Here is a 17,227-nt window from a genome sequence, read left to right as displayed (position 1 = left end):
TCAGCTCGACTTCGATAGTCGATAATTGCCGAGATACAGCACGTCCAGACCCGAGCAGAAATACGTATGCAGCGCCTCCAGCGGGGCGTTCACCGTCGGCTGCTCGTTGATGTTGAGGCTGGTGTTGATCAGGACCGGCAGCGAAGTGGCTTTCGCGAACTCGCCGATCAGACGGCTGTAGAGCGGATTGCTGTCCGCATGAACGCTCTGGATGCGCGCCGTGTTGTCGACATGGACCACCGCGGGCATGGTCTCGGCGACTTTCTCATTGACCGGAAACGTCACCACCATGAACGGCGCATCGAACGTGTCCTCGAAATATTCGGCCTGGCGCTCGTAGAGCACCGACGGACAGAACGGGCGAAATTCCTCGCGATATTTGATGGTGAGGTTGATGCGGTCCTTCATGCCCGCATGGCGCGGATCGGCCAGGATCGAGCGGTTGCCGAGCGCGCGCGGACCATACTCCATCCGCCCCTGGAACCAGCCGACGGTCTTCTGCTCCGTCAGGTCGGTGACGCAGCGCGACACGGGATCGTCGAGCAGCTCAAACCGCGCGCCGATCTTGTCCAGCGTCTCCTTGATCGTGTCGTTGGAAGATTCCGGTCCCCAATAGGCATGGGTCAGCGGTGCGATCGCGTGGCCAGCCTCCGCGCATTTCATCATCGCGGCGCCCAGCGCCACGCCCGCATCATGCGGCACCGGCGGAACGTAGAGACGCTTCACGGACGGCTCGGCCGCGATCTCCATGTTCATCTTGCAGTTCAGGCCGACGCCACCGGCGATGCAGACGTCGCCGCAACCGGTCTCGGCGATCGCGGAGCGGATCACCTCGGTGGCGACGATCTCGAGCTGCTTCTGGCCGCTCGCTGCGATGTTGGTCAGCCGCTGGTCGAGCGGCGCACCACGCAGCCGCCGCGGCCCCAGAATCTCCTCCATCTTCTCGGTGAAGATGCGCTCCTGCCGCGTCGAGAAATCGCTGGTGAAGATCTCGGCGTCGCGCCTGCGCTTGTCGAGCCCGGGATCGAGTTCGTAATCGATGCCGGCCGGGCGCAACAGCTTGGCAAACTTGTCGAGATATTCGGGGCTGCCATAGGACGATAGGCCCATGACCTTGTACTCGTCATTGGTCATCTGATAGCCGAGATACTGGGTCAGCATCCCGTAATAGAGCCCGAGACTGTTGTTGCGACCGAACCGCGTCAGCACGCGGAAGTCGTTGCCGCGGGCATGGGCAACGAGGCCGGAGCTGGAATCGCCGGAGAAGTCGAAGCAGGCGACGGTCGCCTCGGAAAAACCGGATCCGTAGAACGAGCTCGCGGCGTGACAGAGGTGATGGTCGTAGAGCTCGATCCTCGGGCTGTGCCCGAACTGGTACCTGAAATATTCGGTGAGGCGCTGCGTGTAGTTCGTGTAGGTCTTCAGCGGCGAGCAGATCCAGTCGACGTCGCGCATGGTGATGCCGGCCTGCTTCAGGCAGAAGCCGATCGCCCCACGCGGCAGCTCGCCGCGCGCGTGTTTGGCCAGCGTGAAACGTTCCTCTTCGGCCGCCGCGATCAACTCGCCGTCGCGCAGCAATACCGCCGCTCCGTCGTGGTGGCCGTGCTTGATGCCGGAGCTTATCCCAATCACATACATGTAGACCTCTTGGGAGCTTTCTATAGAAACTGAGGGGGATGTAAATCTGGCTGCCTTGGCAATTTTGCCTTGGGCTCCCGCTCTCGCCGGCGGCAGTCATGCGGCACAAACGCCCGAGAGTGACGGCGCCTCAGGCCGAGAGGCCTCGGTTCAAATGGCCACAGAAGTCCGAGCGCCGGATCGTTGCCATCGTTCGACGCAGCTTGTCGTCCTCGACATGGTCCGCTGGCCCCGCCATGTCGGCCGCGTCCAAGATCAGGCCCATGAGCTCTCGCCTCTCGTTCTCGGTGCGCGGCTCCTGGACGTCCAGAAGCGGCGCGATGTTGTCGATGACCCAAGCCGAAATATCCGGATCCCTCATCGAACCGCCGCGCGCAAGGCGCGCCGCTGCGGCCGCCGCCTCTGCCACAACCAATTGGGTCCGCACCGCTTCGGCCAATTCGACGGCTCCCATGCAACGGGATGCCGATCGGGGAGACGACCAGGCATCCTGACCCAGACTCACAATGTCCAGAAAGCCGGCTAGTTCGACGGCCAGCGGACCGATCCTGCCGTCCGTTTCGAGGCTCGGTTGCCGCGCTCCATCGAGGATGATTGCGCCGGGCTCATGCGTGAAGTCGAGCTCGGCACAACCTCCATCGCGAAAGGCAAGCCCGATGCGCCGCTTGCGCGCCGGCGCCCTTCGTCCGAACCGCAGGGTTGCGCGAGCTTCGCGCATGTCGACCTCCACCTCGACGACACCCTGCGCACATGGCTTCACCGTGCGCGTTTGCGGCTCCGCAGTGTCGTCGACCAGATGCAGCATCGACCAAAGATGGGGGACGATCTCGTCGACCTTGTGGGTCGTCAGGTTAGATGACTTGACGACGCCGTGCCGGATCTCCTGCTCCGGATCCAGCCACTCCAGTTCGATGGCAGATACTGCACGTCCCGCGGACAGGCGCAGGAAGTGAAGCAGGAACGGGGCCGTCAGCAGGTGGAGACCAACGAGAAGCGGGATACCGCGCTCGGCTGCCAGATCGACAAGCCGTCTTGCCTCGTCCACCCCAAGAGCCAGCGGCTTCTCGACCAGGGTCGGCACGCCGCCGCGAAGCAGGAGTTCGGCGGTCTCGGCGTGATTGCCGGCAGGAGTCGCGACAATGGCAGCGCCAGGATGCAAAGCCAGTGCCACATCAAGGCTGTCGACCACCGTGAATCGATCATCCGCTCCCGGAAGATCGGCCAGAAATGCCCCTAGCGCGCCCTTGTTGTGGCGCGACACCCACAGGATGCGTGCGGTCCGGTCGGAAAGCTGAGCCAAGACGGAGGCATGCGTTCGCCCCCACCGTCCGCCCCCCACCAAGGCGACCGTAACGCCGCTCATCAAAACTCCTTTCGCGTCCGCACGGTGCGAGCCGGTAGAAGCTCCTGTTCGGTCAGCGGCGTGACAATCGTCGCAAATCTGATCGAGCGCCAAAGGCAAGGACGTCGTCGTAAATCACGTCCAGCGCTTGGAGATTGCTCAATCCGGCAATATCCGGACTTCGGGCAAGGGCATGACCAATTTCGACTTCAATCCCCTGGCGCGCAATTGCTCGGCAATGGGCTGACCATAGTGCCAAGCAAGCAACACGACATAGTCCGGCTGCTCGCGGATCAACCGTTCGTTGTCGACGATGGGAATCTGCTTTCCGGGCAAATGCAGACCGAGCTTGAGCGAGGTCGGTTGCTCGCAAATGTACGGCATGAGCATGCGATCGATGCCGACGTAATTCAGCAAGGTGCTGCAGCGGCCAGGGCACGAATTGCCGACGAAGCTCAGCCCCTTCTTGTTGGCTTCGAGGGCGAGTTCGAGGAGGTCGAGCTTGACCTTTTCGGCTCGCGCACGGAAAGCCTCATAGCATTCGGGCCGTGAGAGACCGAAATCATCCTCGGCCTTCAACAGCTCCGCGATCGCGGGCTTGACCGGACGTCCCCGCCCCTTCGCCACATAGACGCGGATATTGCCGCCATAGCGGCTGACGCGCTGCGCGTCGACACAGGTGAAGTCGTAGAATTCGAACAGCTTGACGATCGACTTCAGCGAATAGGTGCGAAGGTGCTCATGGTAGATCGTGTCGAACTGCCCGCCCTCGATGACGTCGAGCAGATAGTGGTTTTCGAGAATGAAGACGCCGTCGGGCGCCAGCAAACGCTCGAGGCCGCGGATAAAGCCGCCGAGCTGTGCCACATGCGCAAAGACGTTGGTGGCAGTCGCCACCTTCGCGTGACCGTGCGTTTCGACCACCTTGCGGGCAGTTTCCTCGTTGAAGAACGCCTGCAACGTGTCGATGCCTTGCTCCTGCGCGATGCGCGCGATGTTGGTCGGCTCGATGCCCAGAACCCGCATGCCGCGCTGCTTGAAGCCGGAGAGCAGCGTTCCGTCGTTGGACCCGATGTCGACAACGAGTTGGTCCGGCTTCAGCCCGAGGTCCGCGACCGCATCCTGTACGAACGCATCCTGGTAGATCGCAAGCTCCTTGGTAATACCGGAGCGGTAGGGGTATTCCGGGTGAAAGACGACCTCGGGAGGAACGACATAATCGATCTGCGACAGGGAGCAATCACGGCACCAGACCTGACGCAACGGATAGCTCGTCTCGGGGCCATCGAGTTGCGCCTTCGAAGGCAGGGAATCGCAGAGCGGTTGATGGCCGAGGTCGATGACAAGCTCAAGCCGTTCGGAGCCGCAAACCTGGCAGCGTGTCAGCTTCCCGGTCGGGATGTCATGATGTGAGGCGTTGGGCATTCGGAACCTTAATTGCAACAACGAGATACTGCAAATTTCTGGGAGACGACCTTCCCGAGTGGGGGTACGACATCAAGCGCACCGGGCGACGCTTTACTGGAAAGCTCCCCATTAATCAAGCATATGCCCTTCGGAACGCTACGTAATTTGCCGCGGGCAGGTGAGGATGGCTTTGCGCGATGCGCCACATCTGTTACTAGCAACTTTTCGCCGGCATCAACCCTTGGCCGAATACCGATAGACACGGACAGGATAACGAACGAAATGCGCGGGACGTCTGCTGACACTGAACGCAAGCTCATTTCCATTTTGATTCCTGTCTTCAACGAGGAAGACAACATCCGCAGGGCTTATGGCGCCGTTCGCGATGTTTTCGAGCAAATGGATGATCGCTATGCGTTCGAAATAATCTTCACGGACAACCACAGCACCGACAATTCGAGTGCGATTGTCTCCGAGCTGGCGGCCAAAGATCCTCGCGTGCGCGCAGTACGATTTGCCAGAAACTTCGGATTCCAGAGGTCAGTGCTCACAGCCTATCGTCTGGCCTCCGGAGACGCCGCGATCCAGATCGACTGCGACCTCCAGGATCCACCGACGGTATTCCCCAGATTTCTTGAGCTGTGGGAGCTGGGCCACGACGTGGTCGTTGGCATCAGGCGGTTTCGACAGGAGAGCAAGCCGCTGCAATGGGCGCGGCAATTGTACTACCGGCTGCTGAAAAGGCTGTCCGACGACAATCTGATGCTGGACAGCGGTGACTTCAGGCTGATCGACCGTACCGTTCTGGATCAACTCCATCTGATCAATGACGTCGCGCCCTACACGCGCGGCCTGACCTCGCTGCTGGCCACCAAGCAGGTCGGCGTGCCCTACGACCGGCAAGCGCGGCAGGCGGGCGTAAGCAAGTTTCCTATTACCAAGCTGATCGCGCTCGCTGTCGACGGGATGATCACACACTCGATATTCCCGCTCCGCCTCGCGGCATTTGTCGGATTGGGCATCTCGATGCTGACGTGCCTTGGCAGCTTCTTCTACATCTTCGCGCGGCTGTTCTTTGGGGTCGACTGGCCCGCAGGCTTTGCAACCACAACCGTGCTGCTGCTGTTCGGCATCAGCCTCAATGCCATCTTCCTCGGGATCATCGGCGAGTATGTGGGGCGCATCTACAACCAGGTGCGGTCGCGGCCGACGACGGTGATCGAGTACAGTGTCAACGTGCCCAGCGCGTCGCTAGACCGTCTGGCGCTAGGGGCGGTATCGCCTGGGGACACCCGGGCGCCAGCCGAAATCCTCCGCCGAACCGGAACGGGGCAAGCTTGATGACGGAATTCGACCAATATCGCGATGGCTATAGCGCGCAGATCGACGATGCGATCGCCTTCAGCGGCCAGCCCCAGGATTTCTTCACGCGCGCCAAGGCCCGTTACCTGCTGGACACCTTCTCCAAGGTCCGGTCGCAGAACGATACCTCGTCAAAACCTCTCGATGTTCTGGATATCGGCTGCGGACACGGCCTCATTCATCCCCATCTGAGGCCTGCGCAATCCGGCATCAAGCTGACCGGAATCGACGTCGCTGGCACGGTCATCGAGGAAGCCAGGGCCGACAATCCGGACGTCCATTACGATGTCTATGAAGGCACACGGCTTCCCTACGATGCTCGCACCTTCGACATCGCCTTTGCCATTGCCGTCATGCATCATGTGCCGCCCGACGATTGGAAGTCCTTTCTCGTAGAAGCGGCTCGCGTGGTCCGGCCGGGAGGCCTCGTCATCATCATCGAGCACAATCCGCTCAATCCGCTGACGCAGAAGATCGTCAGGAGCTGTCCATTCGACCAGAACGCCGTGCTGCTCCGTTCGAACCGGCTCGCCAAGCTTTTCCGCGCCGCAGGCATGGTCGATATCGAGCGGCAGTTCATCATATTCACTCCGTTCGACACGCCCTTCTTTCACAAGCTGGACGCGAGCCTCGGCTGGCTGCCGCTCGGGGCGCAATACTGCATGAGTGCGCGCGTTCCATCCATCGACGGCGCTTAGCTGGGTACTGAGAGCGTGCGCGAGGGGACGAACAACCTACGTGCGCCTCGCTCGCCGTGAAACGGAGCCAGGAAATTTCGCATGGCAGTTGAAAACCTGGATCGTCGGAACTTTCCCGGTTTCTACGGTGGCGCAAACGATCGCCCATCGGCTCGCAGGAATTTGCTCAGTTCTCCGACAACGCTGCGATATGTTGCTCCGCTGGTTTCGATTGCCGCGCTTGCCGTGCTCGGATTTCTATGGCTCGTTGTGCTTATCGATGCCTCCGGACTGGCGCCCCGGCTCGGCAATCTCGTGCTGTTCGTCGCGAGCATTTCCATATTGCCCGCGGTTTGCGCCGCAATCCAGTACTGGATCGGCCGCGATAGCCGAGTGGTGATAAATAGAGTCCTCGAAAGCATCAACGTCTGGTGCACCGTGCTAGTGCTGCTGGCGCTCATCATCATCAGCGTCACGACTTGGAGCCAAGGAGAGCTGTCGTTCTGGCAGAAGAATGCCTTATGGGTAGCGCAAGCTACCTTGGAACTGCACCTTGCGCTCGTCGTAGCCGTGCTTGGATTTACATATGCAAGACCGACACTTCTGAAGCACATCGAAACAGCGGTTTTGCGTTACAGCCCGAGCTCGGTGCAAACGGTGGCGTTCGCTTATGCCTTCGCTGTAGGCTTCATCGCGCTGTTCCGCATCGCGCCTGGCAACGGGCATTTCAACGCCCTGTTCGATATCTTCTCTGCGCCCATACCGGGAGGCTTCCCCAACCCGCTGCAGATAGCGATTGCCGCGCTGTTCGCTATCTTGTCGATAATGATCGGCGCGTCTCTTCTGATCGCCGAACGACAACTCGATGAGCGCACTCCGGGCACGCTATTGCGCATTCGGAAGTTGGCATTGCCGCTGACTATCGTGGGGACGGCTTTCCTGTGCTTCGATTTTTCGCTCTCGGCCGAGCCCTTCCACTACATGACCAACGTAGGCCCCGCCCTGCATCTGATGAATGGCGGGACACTGATGGTGGATACCTTTTCCCAGTACGGACCTGGTCCAGTCCTCATCACATATCTGGCATTTCAACTCGGCCAGCCCTCGTTCGCGGTCGCTAACATCGCGATCCAATTTTGTAATATTTTATTCTATATCCTGCTCCTCATCGCGCTGTGGCACTCGACGCCCCACAAGCTGGCAGCTCTGTGGCTCGGGCTGATTGCTCTGACGTTCTGGCTGTCCGGGTGGGCCTATAATGGTGGCTGGTCCTATGCCGACGGCAACGTCAATGGAGCCCCCTCGGTATTGGGCGCGCGCTATCTGCCGTTGATGTTGATGGTCGTCGCGCTCGCCATCGGCGCACAAAATTCTCGCCACTCGGTCCTGACCTTTCTCGCATCGTTTCTCGCCGCTTTCTGGAGTGCCGAGGCAGTCGCCGGGGTGCTTGCCCTGCACTGCGGTTTCCTGACGCTGATCAATTGGCGCGATCGAAACTATCGCAGGCTCGTGGTTGATCTCGCATTAGCTTGTCTACCGGTCGCCATCGCTCTGATGGCGATGACACTGGGCATCTTTCTGACATCGGGAAAGTTACCGGCATTCGCCATCTATCTGGGTTACTTCGCCAGCTACAATCCGGTTGCGCTTTTCTGGTCCAAACCCTTCGAAGGATTGTTCTGGGGTTGGATTCCGTTTCTTCTGGCCGTGGTCGTGGCTGCTGGAATCAGCTGGCTAGCGGTCATCGGTGGGCGACAGAAAGGCTTCCTGTATTGTAGCGATCATTGCCTGCGAAGGTGTCTGCCCGCTGCACTATTGACCGCTTTGATGTCGGCTTATTTTGTTGGTCGCTCGGTGGATTTTGTGATCCTCATTGCGTTCTTGCCCCTGACTCTGTTGGTCATTCCGCCATTCCTTTGGCTTGCTAACGCCGCCGCAAGCCGGGACCGGGTTGCAATGAGCCTGTTGACCATTCCGTTGATCGCGCTTCTGTGGATGTCGATATTTTCGCTGCTGATCCTTTTTCGCGTCGGGTCGTCTTACTCGCTTATCGTGCACGAATGCCGCGATCACGGCCGTTGCACGCCTGCCGCGCTGGGCCGGGGTCTGTCCGAGAAACTTCGCCATGAGCTCGCGCTGGAACCCGAAAAAGGTGTTTGGGCGTTGAATCCTTATGATCGGAGCGTGGTCGTTGACGCGAACCGGCTCATGGCTCGTTTTGCCGACAGCAACGAGGTCACAATACTGCTCGGCGCCAGCGATTACGGTTACCACATGCTCAGTGAACTCGCTTTGATGTACGCTGGCAAATGGCACACCTGGCCGCGTTCCTTCGCATTCTCTGATGAGCTTGTGCCTCGGCTCCTCGAAAGCATCCTGGCCGCTCCCATTAACCTGCGATCGGGCAACATCGTCATCCTGCGTCGGAATGAAGCCGAAGAACTGGGCAGCCTGGAAGCCGGTGTGCTGAAGAAGATTCTATCGAACGGATATCTCTGCTCCCTCGAGGGGCCGTCTGACGAGGTGGTCGCTTACCGCTTCTACCGGCATGACGATCCGCTGCATTCGTCGAATGATTGCACCGGCCTTCTCTACAAGAAGCGATCGGCCGTTGCGAGCCCCGGCAAGCCTGACGAGATACTCCGGGATCTGCCGACCCTGATCAGGAATATCCAGGACGCTGCCGCAATGCTACCCGACGGGGCGATAGACCTCGCCACCTTGCGGCGGGCAAATGTACACGTGCCCAAGTTATTTGTCCGAGGCTTTCGCATGGTGACCCCCCCCTGGGCTGAGGCGAGTGTCACCAAATTCGAAAAATTCATCACGCTCGATCTTTTCGGAATTGACCCAACAGCCTGCACCGTCATGCTGGTCGAGGCCAGCCGGATTCCGGGGGTCGCGCGCATCGCCACGACCGGTGCATCGGTTGACGAACGATCCGCGCCCTTGACCGACGAGCAGGCCGCGCAAGCTTGCTTGCTGAATACAGGCTTCATACGGCTGATCCAGGATACGAGACCTTGATCGTGAACGGCCAATTGCGCAGAAGTTCGCTTTGCAAATCGGCCTGGCATCCAGGTCAGCTCAGAATCAGTTTGCCGCTACCCGACAGGGCTTTAGCGCCGAAATCCGGAGCGAGAAGGCATGGCTATATCCCGTATCGGGCAGCAGTTCATCATATTCCATCCGTTCGACACGCCCTTCTTTCACAAGCCGGACGCGAGCCTCGGCTGGCTGCCGCTTGGAGCGCAATACTACATGGCCGCTCGTGTGCCCTTGTAAGGCCCGTCGCCCGACACCGTACGGCCGCGCCCCTCTCCGATCATCGTTGCGGCAAGGCGCATCATGCGTCACCCCCTCCGCCTGAGGTTTTGGGAAAGGCTACATGAAGGCAGACGTGCAAGAGCCCTACCGGGAGGCCGCGCGGCATCGGTCGAGCGGCTGGCTCGACGACGTTGCTCCGCTGCTGTCGAGCGCGGCCCTGACGTTGCTTGGCATTCTCGTCGCGATCGTGCTCACCGATCTGCTGGCGATCGATTCGCGACAGCGGACGATGCTGATCTTTTTCGCCGGCATTCTGGTGCTGCCGGTATCTACGGTGACGCTGCAATATTGGCTTGATCGCCGCTGGCCCGGAGTGGGTCGTCCGTTCGAGGCCCTGAACGTGTGGTGTGCGGTCGCGGCGCTGACGAGCCTAGTTCTTGTCGTATTGGCGGCCTGGGCCGCCGGCAACGGTGTGATTTTCTGGTACAGGGCCGGAATGCATGCGGCCAGGATCGTGGTGTTCGTCTATGCCGCGCTGCTGCTCGCCGCCTGCTTGAGCGACATGGTGCTCGATCAGGCGCGTTCGATCATCGCGCGAGCGAGCTCGAGGGCTGTGCCATCGGTCGCGCTGGTGCTTGCTTTCGCGGCTGCCGTGATCGTCCTGTTCAGGATCGGGCCGGGACATCGACATTTCAGTCCCCTGTTCGACTTTGTGTTTCGCACCCTGCCCGGAGGATTTCCGGATCGGTCGAGCCTGCTGCTCGCGATATTCACTGCAGTCCTCCTCGTGACAGTCGGCGCATGCCTTCTGATGCTCGAACGACACCTTGCTGCGACCCAGCCCGCCCGACTCCGGTTGACCCAGCGGGTCGCCCTGGCCTGCGCGCTCCTTGCCAGCACCGTCCTGAGTTTCGACTTCTCGCTCGCCGGCGACCCGTTTCACTACATGACCGTGATGGGTCCCGCCTTGCATCTCCTGCATGGCGGCACGCTGATGGTCGACACCTTCTCCCAGTACGGACCGGGCCCCGTCCTCGTCACCTACCTTGCATTTCGGCTCGGGCCACCGTCCTTTGCCGTCGCCAACATCGCCATCCAGCTCTGCAACGTGCTCTTCTACGCTCTTTTCATCACGGCGCTTTGGCAATCCACCAGGGCCCGGATGAGCGCGACCTGGTTTGGGCTGGTGTTCATCCTGTTTTGGCTGTCTGCGTGGGACGGCGGCCAGGGCAACGTGAACGCCGCTCCGTCGGTGCTGGGAGCGCGCTATCTCCCCATCCTGCTCATGGCCGTTGGGATTGGCGCTCGAACCGGCGCCCGGCATTCCGCCCTCGTCTTCCTGGCCGGCTTTCTGTCCGGCCTGTGGAGCATTGAGGCCTTCGTCGGCACGTTTGCCCTTTATTCTGGCTCGCTCGCCTTGCGCAATCTCCGTGACCGGAGCTACGCCAGGCTGGCGAAGGACCTCGCCATCGCCACCGTGACCATGATGTCGGGACTTGCTGCGCTGTCGGTCGGCACACTGCTCGCGGCGGGCAGCTGGCCGGCCTTCGACGTCTATCTCGGCTTCCTGTCGAGCTACAACCCGATTGCGCAGTTCTGGTCCATACCGTTCGACGCGACATTCTGGGGCTGGATTCCAATCCTGGGCGGGGTCGTGATCGCGGTAGCCGGCTGTTGGCTGCTGGTGCTCGACAGCAAGCGCAGCGCGTTGCTGGCCACGAGCGACACCTGGCTGCGCCACGCACTGCCTGCCGCGATCCTGACGGCCATTACGGGTTCCTATTTCGCCGCCAGATCGGTCGACTACACCGTCGCCATCGCTCTCTTGCCGTTCGCGTTGCTGTTCATTCCCACCGCGCTCTGGTTGGCAGACCGTGCACTGGACGGAGATCGCGTGGCGGGCATATTGACCGCGTTGACGACCGTCGCCGTGCTCTGGGCCTCGATCTTCTCCTGCCTCTACATGTTTCGTATCGACTCACCGTACTCGCTGCTCCCCAGTGAGTGCAGGTATCATGATCGCTGTGCCCCCGCCGCCCTGTACACGGCCTTGCGCGGGAAAGTCGACCGCGAGCTTGCTCTACGTTCGACAGACAATCCCTGGTCCCTGGATGACTACGACCGTGCGATCGTTGCGGATGCAAAGCACCTGATCGAGCGGTACGCCGCGAACTCGCCGAAAGTCACCATGCTGCTCGGCGAAGGCGCGAATACTCAGCAGATGCTCAGCGACATCACACTGATGTATGCGAACAAGTGGCACACTTGGCCGCGATCCTTCACTTTTTCGGATGAACTGGTGCCGGCGATCTATGCACGCATCCTGGCGACCGACGTGACGCTCGCGACCGGAGATCTGGTTGTCAGGCGTCGCGACGAGGCGAGCCTCGGCTCGCTCGAAAAGGCCATTCTCGAGCGGCTCCAAGCCCGCGGCTCTCTCTGCGAACTTCGCGGATCGACGCCCGAAGTGATCGCTTACCGGTTCGAGAAGACGGGAGATCCGCAATCGCCGGAAGCGTGCCATGAGCACCAGATTGACGGTGAAGCCGCTGAGCGATCCACCGCACCGCTGCAGGATATTGCGTCCTTCATCAACGCCCTTCGAACCGCGGGGCACGCCCTCCCGGATGGGGTGCTGGATTATCCGGCCCTGGAACGCGCGGGGGTAGCAGTTCCTCCGAACCTGATCGCCGGGCGGCGGCTGGTCTCCTTCTCCGGATCCATGTCTCTACAAAAACGCCAATCGCTGCTGATCATCGATCTCTCTTTGTTTCCCAAGACCACATGCCAACAGCTCTTGCCGGCCATCAGCCAGCTCGCGGGCGTCGCGCGAATCGCGATCACCGCGACTTCGGCTGACGAGCAAGACGCTCCGATTTCGCAAGACCGGGCAAAGCTACTATGCGCTGCCGAAAGGCGATTTTTGCGGATCATCGCGGCCCTCTGAGATCCGCCTGCGTTCCAGGCGAGACAGTGGGGCCTCCCTGACATGGTCTTCGTCGGACCCGAAATCATGCCGAAGCAAACGCTCGCTACCACGCCCGCGCCCCGGACGTTGTTGCGCGCTCATGATCGCGGAACAGCACAGCTTAGCTTGCGACCGACTTGCGGGGTCGAAAGGACCAAAATATCGCCCAACCCCCATCGTGCCGCTCGAGCGCAAAGCTGATCATCGCTTGCAACGTCCGAGATCGCGTCTTCCGCGTTGTGTGCCCCCAGATAATATCTGTCCTTTGGACATCCGAATTCGGCGGGGTTGATCCCCTTGAGCATGGGCAAGCCGAGGACTGCAGGGATAAACAGCGGGTCGCCGCGACAGTCGATATAGGTCGTCCAGAATGGCCGATTGTCCGGCACCACGAACACGGCAGTCTGACGCGTCCGCCCTCCGCTCAAGGAAAGCAACGTCTCGATCGACTGCCCTCCGGGCGTGTGCCTCACATCATCGCCGATCTCTCCGCGAAGGCTGCCGCCAGGTGCAAGCAGCGCTGCCGTTGCGTGCAAGGTCGGCAACGGGGCCGCCTCGCCCCTGCCGGCGAGTGTGTGGGCCCGGGCGCGCAGTTCCTGGAACTGTCTCGCCAACTCGATGGGGCTGCATCTCTTCTCGTTCGTAGCGAGCACCACAACGGCGATGACCATCAGGATCACCGCGGGGCGAAATGCCCGAGGATTTCGCCTTTCGAGGATCGGACCGCCGTAGGCTGTCAAAAAGGCGATGCAGACGAAGGTCCCGACATTCGCGAAATAAAAGGCTGAGCCTCCGATGATATCGAGCAGGAGAGCCGGAGCAAGGCTCCCCAGCGCAAAGAGTGCCAACGCCTCCGCGAGCCGCATCTCAGCCGAAATGCCGCAGAGCCAGAGGCGCGCGGCGCCATACAACAGCACCAGATTGGCCACGATGTTCGGCAGCGACCCGCGCGGAAACTCTCGCACGAAAGCCAACGGTCTCAGTGCATGGACGTATTCGCCGGCTTCGGGAGAACCGATCGCGCTCGCTAGCCAGACCAGCGGCACGATTGGGGCGGCAACCTTGATGAAGTTCAGAAGAGTAAGTCCCAGGCGTCGCCACAGCAAAAATCCGACGGCGCCCCAGAAAATCACTCCGACCGAAATCTTTGAGAACAAAACCAACGTTCCAGCGACCGCAAGAGCTGTCAGAGGAGGTCCGAGCGGTGACCTCTCGTCGGCGATCTCCGGGAGCAGTGGTAACGCAAGCAAGAGCAGAAAAAGGGAGACGAAATAGCTTTCGGAAACCAGATATGAAGTCCATCCCCAGAGATCGGCGATCATCAGAAGCAGGAGCGGAACCAGCGTGACGAGCGCGCTGTCGCTCAATCCTTCCGCCGAGCGCCGCAGCAGCAAGCCCGCCATGATCAGGCTGAACAAGAGCAAGGGAATGGCGATGATTTGCGCCGTAAGATAGTAACTCTCGAGAGTGGTGACGCCGAGCCACAGGCCGACACATCCCATCCATATGTGGGACAACACGTGATACTTCATGGGCATGAAGCCGTCCAAGCCGGTGCTCAAATGTCCAAAGTTGATGAGCATGTTGGCAATGGACGCATGATATAGCGTGTCGAGGTGCTGCAGGCCCGTTGCCGCCTGTTCCGGCGTGAGTACGGTGGCATACCCCCTGGAGTTCACGACGAAGAAGTAGCCGATCCCGGCGCCGCAGCCGCAGACGACTGCCAGCATCGACGTCCGTGGCGCCATGTTGCGCACCACCCCGGCGGCACGCTGCAGGCCCAGGAACACCATCCCGAGCAAGACCGGGTAGGCGATGATGTCGGCCAAGGCCCGGCTGAACCAGGCAAGGCACGGCAGAAAGATGATCGCGATGACCGAGAGGACCACGCGGGCATGGCTTGTGCCGTGGTGACGCCGGGAACTCAGTGCAGGCAGGCAAGAGACGACCGCTGCCAACAGCAGAAACGCCTTCACGAACGCGGACCAGTGTGGGCTTCCCAGGGGCCAACGCACGATTGCGCATGCGATCGCCGATGTCGCCGACATCGCCCATGTGAAGATCGCTGCGAAGCAAATAGAGTTGGCTTCAACCGGTGCCCGGCTCACGCCGGAGGCTCGACCCAACACGTCCGGCGGGGGGGAATGCACGCAGGCTACGTCCTTCTAAAATCCGGTATCGCAGGCGCTTGAGCAATTCGTCGATACGGAACTGTCGAAATAGCCAATTCCGGGCCCTGCGACCAGTGTGTAAGGCGGCGGAATTCATGAAACCTACGGCGGCCCGAGTAGGCCGGTCTGCACGCCCCTCGGGCGGCCGTCCGCGAAACCGCGCTGCACGCCACCCGCGGCATGAGCGGACGGGCGTCGGGCCGGAATAGCGACGGTTGCCGGGGCAATAACCGGTTGAGTTGCAGTTGCGGAAATTCTATAGATTTGCGCGGGCGCAGCGGGCGCGCGAACGGACGAGGCAAGCCTTGTCCAAATTGTCGCGCCAGGGAGAATATTCTTTGAAGAGCGAGGAAAACGAGGACCTGGTCGCGATCCGATCGGACATGGATTATTCGAGAAAATTCCAGACGCTGCGGCCGGTCCTCGTTGATCGAGGCGGTCAGCGCTATCTGGATTTTCTGAAGACCCTGAAGCCCTCGTACGTTCGAGCATGGACCGACATCGCGCTTGGATACGCCGCGTTGCTAGCGACGGCGCTCGCTACCGCTATTGCTCCTCGTTATGGATGTCCCCCGTGGATCGCAACGCTGGGCGGTGCCCTGGCGATCGGATTCTGGGTCGCCTATCTGCAGTTGTTCATTCACGAAGGCGCCCACTTCAATCTGGCGCAAGGTAGAGAGAACAGCGACCTGCTTTGCGATCTTCTGATCGCGTGGATGGTTGGCACTTCCGTCCAGTCGTACAGGCCCTTTCACTTCCAGCACCACCGTGCGCTCGGCCAAAAAGACGATAGCGAGATGAGCTACTTCTTCCCGCTGAATCTGCTTTTCATCTTCAAGAGCCTGTTCGGGCTGCGGTCGATCGAGGTGCTTTCCAAGCGACGAACGAGCGCCGGAAAGGCCCGAACGACCCGAGAAACATTCTTGCTGTTGATCGGCCTTTCAATTCACGGCACGATCGTCGGCGCCAGCTTTTGGTTTGATTTCTACACGCTCGGCTTTGCATGGATCCTCGGCATCGGCATGATTTTTCCGTTTCTGGGGGCGTTACGGCAACTGCTGGAACACCGTGACCCCGACGCCGACTCGCACATCGACTATTTCGAGCAAGACCATGGCGCCTACACCCGGGTCTTTGGCCCAAGCGTCTTTTCCTCGTTATTCGGCGCCGCCGGGTTCGATCGACATCTCTTGCACCATTGGGAGCCCCAGGTCTCCTATACAAATCTCCATCAGCTCGAGGCCTATCTGCTCGATACCGATATCGCCCCGATCATCGAGATGCGTCGGTCCAGCTATATCAAAACATTCCTTGGCCTTCTTCGGGCTGACGTCATCGTCACGAGAAACAAAACACAATGAGCTCCCACCCGTGCTGCCCTCTGTGCACGCGAACCGATGTCAGCCACTTCGCGAATGCCAATGACGTTGAGTACTTTACAACGCCGGATACGTTTTCGTTTTACCGCTGCACCGGCTGCGACATCGTTTTCATTCACCCGATGCTTTTCGACCGGTTGAATGAAATTTACCCGTCCAACTACTATTCTTTCCATGCTTCGGAAGCAGACTCCATCGCGCTAAAGATCAAGAACTTCCTCGACGATAGAGCCTTCAGATCCATCACCCGTCAAATTCCTGGAAATGCCTTGTCCGCTCTAGACGTTGGCGGCGGCAGCGGGTGGCTTCTCGACGCACTCAAGCGAGCTGACCCCCGCGTAACCCACACCACAGTCGTCGACATCGATGCCGGTGCGGAGGACGCCGCCAGAGCAAAGGGACACGAATTTCACCTCACGCCGGTGGAGGGCTTCAAGACTGATCGTCAGTTCGATCTGATCCTTATGCTCAATCTGCTGGAGCACGTTCCCAATCCTGCAGCACTCCTCGAAAAGGCTCGCGGCCTGCTGAAACCCGGGGGACGGATTTGGATCAAAACGCCAAATTTCGATTCTCTTGATGCCCGGCTGTTTAGGAACCGCTCCTGGGGTGGATTTCACACGCCGCGTCATTTCGTCTTGTTCACAAGGGAAAGTCTCATTCGGCACTGTCAGGAGGCCGGCTTCGAAGTCCTGCAATGCAAATATACTCAGGGCGCGCCGTTCTGGACTGTCAGCGCCATCAACGAATTGAAGTTGCTGGGGCTCGCCGACGTTTCCGCGAACAGGCCATCTCTGAAAAATCCGCTAACGCCATTTTTCCATCTCGCGTTCGCCGCTTTCGACTTTGTGCGAATGCCGTTCTCAAAAACATCTCAGATGAATATTCATCTGACGCTACCGTCGAAATAGCGCCTGGTGCGCGTGTCCGGCCTCTCAACATTCGGGCCGCACCACCGAGCCGTCGGAAGAACCAATTCCGGGCTCTCGGACCGCCGTTTACCTTGCACGATCCCG

General features: G+C 60.3%; 11 protein-coding genes. 7 read left to right on the top strand and 4 right to left on the bottom strand.

Features of this window, described 5'->3' with window-relative positions:
* The 3 genes from AB7290_RS13720 to AB7290_RS13710 all read right to left on the bottom strand — a co-directional run bounded on the left by AB7290_RS13720 (nucleotide 1) and on the right by AB7290_RS13710 (nucleotide 4,405).
* Nucleotides 1-1,638, bottom strand: coding sequence for a carbamoyltransferase family protein (locus AB7290_RS13720; protein WP_085405842.1), 1,638 nt, complete (start codon nucleotides 1,636-1,638; stop codon nucleotides 1-3).
* 130 nt (nucleotides 1,639-1,768) lie between these two features.
* Complete coding sequence (locus tag AB7290_RS13715) at nucleotides 1,769-3,001, bottom strand: Gfo/Idh/MocA family protein (RefSeq protein ID WP_144030892.1); 1,233 nt, start codon at nucleotides 2,999-3,001, stop codon at nucleotides 1,769-1,771.
* A gap of 138 nt (nucleotides 3,002-3,139) precedes the next feature.
* Nucleotides 3,140-4,405: a class I SAM-dependent methyltransferase gene (locus AB7290_RS13710; RefSeq protein WP_085405840.1), complete on the bottom strand. Its 1,266-nt coding sequence runs from the start codon at nucleotides 4,403-4,405 to the stop codon at nucleotides 3,140-3,142.
* Nucleotides 4,406-4,669: 264 nt separating this feature from the next.
* Between AB7290_RS13710 and AB7290_RS13705 the strand changes: the two genes are divergently transcribed.
* The 5 genes from AB7290_RS13705 (at nucleotide 4,670) to AB7290_RS13685 (ending at nucleotide 12,640) form a co-directional block, all read left to right on the top strand.
* Nucleotides 4,670-5,728, top strand: a complete 1,059-nt coding sequence (locus tag AB7290_RS13705; RefSeq protein WP_085405839.1) for a glycosyltransferase family 2 protein — start codon at nucleotides 4,670-4,672, stop codon at nucleotides 5,726-5,728.
* Nucleotides 5,728-6,447, top strand: a complete 720-nt coding sequence (locus AB7290_RS13700; RefSeq protein WP_085405838.1) for a class I SAM-dependent methyltransferase — start codon at nucleotides 5,728-5,730, stop codon at nucleotides 6,445-6,447. Before AB7290_RS13705 ends, AB7290_RS13700 begins: the two co-directional genes overlap by 1 nt.
* 81 nt (nucleotides 6,448-6,528) lie before the next feature.
* The gene (locus AB7290_RS13695; protein ID WP_144030891.1) at nucleotides 6,529-9,453 is read left to right on the top strand and encodes a hypothetical protein; all 2,925 of its coding nucleotides are present in this window, start codon (nucleotides 6,529-6,531) and stop codon (nucleotides 9,451-9,453) included.
* Between the two features lie 120 nt (nucleotides 9,454-9,573).
* A complete protein-coding gene (locus AB7290_RS13690) occupies nucleotides 9,574-9,711 on the top strand; it encodes a hypothetical protein (RefSeq protein WP_201266283.1) in 138 nt (45 codons plus the stop codon).
* A gap of 103 nt (nucleotides 9,712-9,814) precedes the next feature.
* Nucleotides 9,815-12,640: a hypothetical protein gene (locus tag AB7290_RS13685; RefSeq protein WP_441253475.1), complete on the top strand. Its 2,826-nt coding sequence runs from the start codon at nucleotides 9,815-9,817 to the stop codon at nucleotides 12,638-12,640.
* A gap of 119 nt (nucleotides 12,641-12,759) precedes the next feature.
* On the opposite strand, the gene AB7290_RS13680 is transcribed toward AB7290_RS13685, so the two are convergent.
* On the bottom strand, nucleotides 12,760-14,769 hold the full coding sequence (locus AB7290_RS13680) for a hypothetical protein (RefSeq protein WP_144030890.1): 2,010 nt from the start codon (nucleotides 14,767-14,769) through the stop codon (nucleotides 12,760-12,762).
* A 368-nt stretch (nucleotides 14,770-15,137) separates the two neighbouring features.
* On the opposite strand from AB7290_RS13680, the gene AB7290_RS13675 reads away from it, so the two are divergent.
* Nucleotides 15,138-16,193, top strand: coding sequence for a fatty acid desaturase (locus AB7290_RS13675; protein WP_245344298.1), 1,056 nt, complete (start codon nucleotides 15,138-15,140; stop codon nucleotides 16,191-16,193).
* Nucleotides 16,190-17,122, top strand: a complete 933-nt coding sequence (locus AB7290_RS13670) for a class I SAM-dependent methyltransferase (protein WP_085405833.1) — start codon at nucleotides 16,190-16,192, stop codon at nucleotides 17,120-17,122. Before AB7290_RS13675 ends, AB7290_RS13670 begins: the two co-directional genes overlap by 4 nt.
* Nucleotides 17,123-17,227 lie beyond the last annotated feature (105 nt).

It is taken from the genome of Bradyrhizobium sp. 613_E4_N2_2, from assembly GCF_052075995.1.
Lineage (GTDB): Bacteria > Pseudomonadota > Alphaproteobacteria > Rhizobiales > Xanthobacteraceae > Bradyrhizobium > Bradyrhizobium barranii.
This window is presented reverse-complemented; position numbering and strand designations above follow the sequence as displayed.

What these genes read in the sequence shown, in the direction of transcription:
- AB7290_RS13720 (WP_085405842.1), bottom strand. Translation starts at nt 1,638, where the DNA reads ATGTATGTGATTGGGATAAGCTCCGGCATCAAGCACGGCCACCACGAC.
- AB7290_RS13715 (WP_144030892.1), bottom strand. Translation starts at nt 3,001, where the DNA reads ATGAGCGGCGTTACGGTCGCCTTGGTGGGGGGCGGACGGTGGGGGCGA.
- AB7290_RS13710 (WP_085405840.1), bottom strand. Translation starts at nt 4,405, where the DNA reads ATGCCCAACGCCTCACATCATGACATCCCGACCGGGAAGCTGACACGC.
- AB7290_RS13705 (WP_085405839.1), top strand. Translation starts at nt 4,670, where the DNA reads ATGCGCGGGACGTCTGCTGACACTGAACGCAAGCTCATTTCCATTTTG.
- AB7290_RS13700 (WP_085405838.1), top strand. Translation starts at nt 5,728, where the DNA reads ATGACGGAATTCGACCAATATCGCGATGGCTATAGCGCGCAGATCGAC.
- AB7290_RS13695 (WP_144030891.1), top strand. Translation starts at nt 6,529, where the DNA reads ATGGCAGTTGAAAACCTGGATCGTCGGAACTTTCCCGGTTTCTACGGT.
- AB7290_RS13690 (WP_201266283.1), top strand. Translation starts at nt 9,574, where the DNA reads ATGGCTATATCCCGTATCGGGCAGCAGTTCATCATATTCCATCCGTTC.
- AB7290_RS13685 (WP_441253475.1), top strand. Translation starts at nt 9,815, where the DNA reads ATGAAGGCAGACGTGCAAGAGCCCTACCGGGAGGCCGCGCGGCATCGG.
- AB7290_RS13670 (WP_085405833.1), top strand. Translation starts at nt 16,190, where the DNA reads ATGAGCTCCCACCCGTGCTGCCCTCTGTGCACGCGAACCGATGTCAGC.